Source organism: Bacillus sp. C30, assembly GCF_040838255.1.
GTDB classification, from domain to species: Bacteria; Bacillota; Bacilli; order Bacillales; family Bacillaceae_G; genus Bacillus_A; species Bacillus_A mycoides.
On sequence record NZ_JBFPJH010000190.1, the window covers coordinates 1 to 6,306 of the forward strand.

At 35.0% G+C, this 6,306-nt stretch carries 6 protein-coding genes; 1 reads left to right on the forward strand and 5 read right to left on the reverse strand.

The window, feature by feature from the left end:
* Positions 1–100: 100 nt before the first annotated feature.
* Positions 101–604 carry a nitrous oxide reductase accessory protein NosL gene (locus AB3X49_RS15855; protein WP_367963240.1) on the reverse strand — a complete coding sequence of 168 codons (504 nt, stop codon included), beginning with the start codon at positions 602–604 and terminating at the stop codon, positions 101–103.
* Positions 605–740: 136 nt separating this feature from the next.
* Positions 741–995 carry a hypothetical protein gene (locus AB3X49_RS15860; RefSeq protein ID WP_367963242.1) on the reverse strand — a complete coding sequence of 85 codons (255 nt, stop codon included), beginning with the start codon at positions 993–995 and terminating at the stop codon, positions 741–743.
* Between the two features lie 257 nt (positions 996–1,252).
* Between AB3X49_RS15860 and AB3X49_RS15865 the strand changes: the two genes are divergently transcribed.
* A complete protein-coding gene (locus AB3X49_RS15865) occupies positions 1,253–2,557 on the forward strand; it encodes a CitMHS family transporter (RefSeq protein WP_367963244.1) in 1,305 nt (434 codons plus the stop codon).
* 69 nt (positions 2,558–2,626) lie between these two features.
* Here AB3X49_RS15865 and AB3X49_RS15870 read toward each other — a convergent pair whose 3' ends face one another.
* The 3 genes from AB3X49_RS15870 to AB3X49_RS15880 form a co-directional block, all read right to left on the reverse strand.
* Positions 2,627–3,319: a response regulator gene (locus tag AB3X49_RS15870; RefSeq protein ID WP_367963246.1), complete on the reverse strand. Its 693-nt coding sequence runs from the start codon at positions 3,317–3,319 to the stop codon at positions 2,627–2,629.
* Positions 3,319–4,929 carry an ATP-binding protein gene (locus AB3X49_RS15875; protein WP_367963248.1) on the reverse strand — a complete coding sequence of 537 codons (1,611 nt, stop codon included), beginning with the start codon at positions 4,927–4,929 and terminating at the stop codon, positions 3,319–3,321. The genes AB3X49_RS15870 and AB3X49_RS15875 overlap by 1 nt, the downstream gene beginning before the upstream one ends.
* Positions 4,930–5,091: 162 nt before the next feature.
* Positions 5,092–6,306: methyl-accepting chemotaxis protein (locus AB3X49_RS15880; protein WP_367963251.1), on the reverse strand; the 1,215-nt coding region annotated here is incomplete at its 5' end.

The following is a 6,306-nucleotide window of genomic DNA, read 5'->3' on the forward strand; positions in this document are numbered from 1 at the left end:
ATTCCATTGTAACCGTTCTTCTAAAAATTTTACACCTTTTCTATATTTGCACCTGAGTAATAATAGAAAAAGACAACTATATAGTTGTCTTTCTCTATTATTAATGATGCCCACCGTGATTCCCTGTTTTCGGTTTCCCCATCATCTCTTTATTCATTTCCCATTTATGCTCTGCTAGCTCTTTATACGAAAGAACTTTCCCTTTATAGTTAGATACAAAACTCTCTGCATCTTTTTTATTTTTAAATGAAATGACATTATAAGCCATCGGTGTCGTTATTGTTTTATCATATACGTAAGTCGCATCTTCTAATGAAATCCAATCTTTTGAATCATAATCGCGAACAAATTTTTCTTTCATCTTTTCACTTGGATTAATCTCCATCCATTTATACATACAACCGATATCATCAAACTTTAACGCTTTTCCACTTTCTAAAATGATTTCTGTTGCAAATTGATTATCCATTACCCCGATTTGGCAAATATCACATTTATCATGTTTCTCATTAATTGCCACAGCTTTTATTTCCTGTTTTCCACATCCTACTGCCATAAAGATGAAACATACACATATAACAAGTACGACATATTTTACCCTCATTAATATTCCTCCCTAAAAACCGTATACTCCACGAAAAGAATAGCAGAAGGTTGTGTGAGATTTGTGAAAAAACAATGTTCTTTTTGTAATATATGGAACAAAAAAGAGATGTGCAGTTACTTCTACACATCCCTCATCATTCACAACCAGTAATTAATAAATCATCTTCCAGCTTAACTAATAATGTATCCGTATCAATTTCCTGTCCAACTTCTACATTTACTAATCTTATATTTCCACTGATCCCTACCCCGATTTTCTCAAGCTCACCATCGTGCTTTCGAATCATCATTAATTTTTCCCATTCATATACGTAAGAGGATTCATTAATAAAAATCTCCTCTACTTTGCCTTTACATGAACTATAAATCTCTTCTATTCTTGTTTCCATTCAAAATCTACTCCCTACTTCACGTGCTTCTCGTTTTCACCTTATTCTACCATTCTTGTACGAAGGCATTTATCTTTTTAAAAATTCAAAATTACCTCATGAACAAAATGATCAAAATAAAGATTATGTTTCTAATGATGTTATTTCTTTAATTATTTACCATTCGAATTGAACCTTTTATTATAAATAAAAAACCTTTTATCTGAATTTTCGTTTTATATTGAAAGCGCAATCATTTTTTTTGAGGGGGAGATTACATGGTAGCATTACTCGGATTCTCAATGGTATTTGTCTTTATGTTTTTGATTATGACTAAACGTATGTCAGCCTTAGTAGCATTAATATTAATTCCAATTACTTTCGCATTAATTGGTGGCTTTTATGCCAATATGGGCCCGATGATGTTAGAAGGAATTCAAAAGCTAGCACCTACTGGTATTATGCTTATGTTCGCCATTTTATATTTCGGAATTATGATTGATAGCGGTTTATTCGATCCTGTTATTAGTAAAATTTTAAAATTTGTAAAAGGTGATCCTTTAAAAATTGTTGTTGGTACAGCTATTCTTACTATTATCGTTTCATTAGATGGTGACGGAACAACAACATATATGATTACAGTTTCCGCAATGTATCCACTATATAAACGTCTTGGAATGAATCCACTTATATTAGCTGGGGTTGTTATGTTAGGAGCAGGTGTGACAAATCTTACACCTTGGGGTGGACCAACTGCTCGGGTTATGAGTGCTCTTGGACTTGATGCCTCAGAACTCTTCACACCACTTATACCAGGAATGATTGCTGGTGCAATTTGGGTAGTTTTCGTTGCCTACTATCTTGGAAAAAAAGAAAGAAAACGTTTAGGGATTATGGATGTACAATATTTAAAACAAATGCAAACAATGGATGAGCAAGCTGCGACAGTTGAAGCTGAAATACATAAACGCCCGAAACTGCTATGGATTAACTTTTTATTAACTGCTTCCCTCCTCGTTTGTCTCATACTAGAAGTTATGCCGTTACCTGTTTTATTTACAGTCGCTTTTGCTATTGCTGTTATGATTAACTATCCTAACTTAGAACAACAAAAAGAGCGTATTGCGTCTCACGCTGGAAACGTATTAGCGGTTGTTTCTCTCGTCTTTGCTGCTGGAATTTTCACAGGTATTCTATCTGGAACAAAAATGGTAGATGCAATGGCTCAAAGTGCTGTTACTCTTATACCAGATGCACTTGGCCCCCAACTTCCAATTATTACAGCTTTACTAAGTATGCCGTTCACATTTTTCATGTCTAATGATGCCTTTTACTTCGGTGTATTACCTATTTTAACGAAAGCTGCTGCCGCTTACGGAATTAGTGCAGCAGAAATGGGACGTGCTTCGTTACTCGGGCAACCTGTTCACTTACTGAGTCCCCTCGTTGCTTCCACTTATTTATTAGTCGGAATGGCCAAGGTTGATTTTGGTGAACACCAACGATTCACTTTACTTTGGGCTGTTGGAACGACAATGGTTATGTTGATTACTGGAATTGTAATTGGAATTATTCCAATATAAGATGAAACTAGAAAAAACAGTAGAGGAAATGTAATAATCCTCTACTGTTTTTATTGTTGTAAAAATCCCCTATGAAGAAACGCGGAAATACCTTCTTTCTGGCCTTCCCACACTTCCATATATAAGCTCCGCATGCACTTTCTTTCCAGAGATCAAATACTCTAAATAGCGCCTAGCAGTTGATCGGCTTACACCTACCATTGAACTTAGTATCTCTGCAGTAATTCCCTCTTCATTAATAGTTAGCATATGCTTTTTTATTTTTGCTAACGTTAAAGGGTCGATTCCTTTTGGCGCATATTCTATTTGATTTGCCTGCCCCCCTCTTTGGGACCATAGATGTTCAATCTGTTCTGAAGATAATTGAGTATTTTTCTTTAACTTCGTAATCTTCTTTTGATAACTTTCTAAACTTGTTTTAAACCGATCAAATGTAAGTGGCTTTACAATATAATCTGTTACTCCGCCTCTTAAAGCATGTCGCACTACATCCGTCTCTGATGCGGCTGTAATCATAATAATATCTGTATCATGCAAATTATGCCTAATATATGTGACGAGTTCAGTCCCTTGCATGTCAGGTAAATATACATCTAATAAAACGAGTTGTGGCTTTACAAACTCTAACCATTCTTTCGCCTGTTCCCCAGTCGTTGCTGTTCCAATTACTTTAAACCCTTCAATTTTTTCAGTAAAACGACGATGAATTTCCGCAATCCGAATATCATCTTCTACAATCAATACTTCAATCCCCTCATTCATTACAATTCGCCTCTCTCTTTCGGTAATGCAATGATAAATAAAGCACCACCTAAATCCCCTTTTTCAATCGCAATACTTCCATTTAAATCTTCCACTAACTCTTTCACTTTCGCTAATCCATATCCACGTTTTTCGCCCGCCTTCGTCGAAAAACCTTTATAGAATATACTTGTAATTATTTCATCATGAACACCTTGTCCTGAATCTTCCACTTCAATTAATATTTCTTCTCCAATGTCTGTTACAAACATTCTTACTTTCTTATTATGCTCGTGATTTCTTTCAATTGCTTCAAATGCATTCGTAATCAAATTCCCTAAAATAGAAACAACGTAATTACTCTCAATATGCGGACTTAACTCTTCTAAACTACTTTCCCGATCTAACATAAACTCAATCTTCAACTCTCGCGCCCTATTATAAAATCCAATTAAAATCCCACCTAACCATGGATTTTGAATTCGTTTCATAATAAATTGAACGAACTCTTGATATACTGCCGTTTCCTTATGAATAAGCTCTAAAGCATCTTCATAAGACTCTAATTGAATAAGACCCGAAAGCGTATACAATAAATTGTTATATTCGTGCGTTTGCGCCCGTAATGCCTCTGTATATTGCCGTGTTTGAGATAATTCCGCTGTTAATTGATCCATTTCAGATTTCAGGCGCAAGCTGGATACTACACCAGTTACTTTATTATTAACTTTAATAGGTAGGCGATTGGCAATAACATCCTGTCCCTTTATATTTAATTGACGGTCAAATTGTTCTTCTCCAGTTTGAAGTACATCCAGTATCGATGAATTAGGAATAACATCTAAAATAAATTTCCCTATTATATTTTGTTGTTTATCTAAAGAAAGGATATCGTATGCCGCTTGATTTACTAAACTAACCATGCCATTTTTATCGATTACTACAATTCCTTCCCGTACAGATTGAATAACTGTACTATGCTCCTCGTATAAAGATGAAATTTCTTCTGGCTCCATTCCAAACATCATCCGCTTAATACTTTTGGCTAAATATACAGAGCCAATTATCCCAATTAACAGACCTGTTATTGTAATCCAAAACACACGCTTTCCATACACTTCTATCGCTCCATGAATATCATCCATTGAAAAACCAACAGATACTACGCCAATAATTTCATTATCCTGATTACGAATCGGAACTTTGCCGCGTAATGAAGGCCCTAATGATCCCGTTGCTTTCGAAACATAAGATTCCCCTTCTAATAGAACCCCTTCATTATCTCCGCCAACCATTCTCTCTCCTATTTTATCTCGCTTAGGATGCGCATAACGAATACCATCTTTATTTCCAACTACAATAAAATCAGCATCTGTTTCGATTCGAATTTTTTCTGCAATTGGCTGAATAATAGAAGCTGGATTTTCTTTTTGAAAAGCTTCCCCGATTTCCGGTATAGCAGCAACTGTTTTCGCAACATACAGCGCTCTTTTTCCGATTTGGTCTTCTACTGTTTCAGATAATATGTAGTAAAATAAATAACTCGTTAACAGAAGCACAGCAAGAATAAGTGTACTAATAGTTAATGTAATTCTCGGTTGTAGTTTCAATTTCTTCAATTTCAAAATCATTCCCCTAACATCAATAAAAATAGAATTTAAAGAAAATACAGTCTTTTGTTTTCGTATTTAATCATAACACGATTACTATATATTTCTTCACTTTATCTCATTACCGTTGCCATAAAAAAGAAACGAAGTAAAATGATTACCTCGTTTCTTAACACTTGCCTCTTATACTTTAAACTTGCCAATCATCCCTTGTAATTCTTCCGCCATTTGTGATAGATGAACTGCTGCTGCATTTATTTCATCTACTGAAGCTAATTGCTCTTCAGAAGAGCCCGCGATATTTTGGACGCTTGCTGCGTTTTCTTCAATCGTTGCTGCAATTTCATTAATAGATGCACTTACTTGTTTTGCATCTACCGTCATTTGCTTCGCTACTTCTACCATACTATCAATTTGTACTACTGTATCATTTGTAGATTTCAATATTTCTACAAAGCTTTTCTTCGTTTCATTTGCAACTACAAGCCCTGATTGTACCTCTGTCCCAACTTGATTCATAGAGCTTACTGTTTCTTTTATATCAAATTGTATCTCTTTCACTAGCTTATCAATTTCCGTAGAAGATTGTCCCGATTGTTCTGCTAATTTCCGTACTTCATCGGCTACAATTGCAAAACCTCTTCCTTGTTCCCCAGCTCTTGCAGCCTCAATTGCAGCATTTAATGCTAATAAGTTTGTCTGCTCTGCAATATGTTGAATCACTTCAAGGATTGCTCCAATTTGTTTCGACTTATCATCTAATAAAACAATGACTTTATCTGACTTTGAAACAGACTCATGAATTAATTGCATTTGATTCACAGTTTGCTCAACTAACTTTCCACCATCTTCAGCTTTTTTCTTCGTATACATAGAGGCTGTAGATACTAATGAAGAACTATCTGCAACACGCTGAACTCCTTCTGTAACTTCTTCTAATAATGTTGCTCCTTCTTCAACTTCTCTCGTTTGTATTTCAGCCCCACTCGATACTTGCTCTATCGCCTGTGTAATTTGTTCCGTCGCTTCACTTGTCTGCTTCATGCTAGCTGTTAATTCTTCTGAAGATGCTGCTACATGACTTGCTGAAATATTTATATTGGAAATGACATTATGTAATGATAATGCCATCTCGTTAAAGCTTTCTCCTAACTGCCCAATTTCATCTTTAGAATGAACTGTAATTGATTCTGTTAAATCACCTTCACTAATTTTTTTCGATGATATTACAAGTTGTTTTAACGGTTTAATAATAGAAGCAATTATAAAGTAAATTAAAACCCCGCCGATCATTAATGAAATACCAATAACAGTTATCGTTTTATAGAAAATAGGCTCCGCCGCTTGAATAATTTCTTTTGAAGGCATAATTCCTGCTATTTTCCATCCAGTTTTCTT